This is a genomic window from Paracoccus rhizosphaerae (assembly GCF_026162645.1).
Lineage (GTDB): Bacteria > Pseudomonadota > Alphaproteobacteria > Rhodobacterales > Rhodobacteraceae > Paracoccus > Paracoccus rhizosphaerae.
On record NZ_JAOTBE010000166.1, the window covers coordinates 1 to 1,375 of the forward strand.

Annotated in this window: 1 protein-coding gene; it reads left to right on the forward strand. The window is 53.2% G+C overall.

Annotation, left to right across the window (positions count from 1 at the left end; translation table 11 throughout):
• Window positions 1-218: 218 nt before the first annotated feature.
• Window positions 219-854: a hypothetical protein gene (locus OC184_RS20170; protein WP_265508951.1), complete on the forward strand. Its 636-nt coding sequence runs from the start codon at window positions 219-221 to the stop codon at window positions 852-854.
• The last annotated feature ends 521 nt before the right edge of the window (window positions 855-1,375 follow it).

Below are 1,375 nucleotides of genomic sequence, written 5' to 3' on the forward strand. Positions count from 1 at the left end.
AAAGGGGAAAGCTTGGCCATCTGCGCGTCGGTCAGCCAGAAAAGGTCGCTCATGTCACCGCTCCGTTTTCCGAGCCGTGAATCACGCAGCACATCGAAAATCAATGCATCCTGACCCTAGCGCTTATCGTCCCGTTCGCTTACTTTTTCTACCACAATCCGAAAAAACCAACTAAGGATCAGAAGGCTCAGCTAGATGACCTCTTCTGGAGATGTGCCTTGGCCGGGCGCTACTCCTCGTCGCTTGAGAGCAAGCTGGCTCAAGATATTTCGAGGGTTGACGTGATACTGGCGTCTGGATCGCCAGAATATGATTGGGGCGTAGATATATCTCCCAAATTTATTGTTGAGAATGGGTCGTTCAATGCTGGGCGAAGCTTCGTAAAAGCAATTCTTTGTGTTTTTGCTTATCACCGCCCTCTCTCTTTTAGAGATAATGGTATTGTGCAGATTAGTAACTATTGGCTAAAGCAGGCAAACAGCAAAAACTATCACCACTTCTTCCCTCGGGCATTTCTCCGCAAGAAAAAGTTTGAAGAATGGTATGCAAATAATGTTGTGAACATTAACATTGTCGATGACTACCTTAATAAGAGAGAAATAGGTTCCAAGGCTCCGTCCAAATATATGTCCGACTTCTCAAGGGATAATTCCGATATCGAAAGAACCATGAGAACTCACGTGATCAATGGTATCGCAGATTTTGGTATCTATGAAGATGATTATGACACTTTCATGCAGAAGCGGTCTGAGGCGATCAGTAAGGAGCTAAAGAAGAGGCTGATAAAGCGTCGAGTGGATGATCTTGGGCAGGCACAAAACTCCGCCGACCTTCAGGAGGATGAGGCGGCTTAAGTGTCTGCTTCACATCGTCTGGTGGCGCGCCGGCATCTTCGTAGCAGCGAAGGAGTATTGTTCGCCGGCGCGCCTGCCGCCCGATGATCCAGACCGGCGGCATTGGACCCGAAGGTCCTCAAGGGACGGCGCCCGCTGAGGCGCCGTTTGCGTGTTAGTCGCCACTTGTCAGGCGGTTCGTAAGACGTTCCGCTTCGAGCGCATCGACGACTGCGGCGACCGAGTTCTGAAAGCGACACAGTTCGACCGCGGATGCAGCAAGGCTGGCGGCGCGCTCATCACGCCAGAGCTTCGGCCAGCCGCCGCGGGTATGACCGTCGTCGGCCTCCCAAGCAACATGCGTGCCGGCTTCCGCCTCGCGCTCCAGGAGCGCGATCTGCTTATCGAATTCGTCATCATGGCTGACCTGCCCCCATCGGGTGGTCCGGTTTCAGTCTTAATGCATGACGGGTCTGGGCGCTACGGCGGGCGTGGCCGGCGAAGCGTCTCCGGATGTCGAAGCCGGCCACGAGATGACCTTC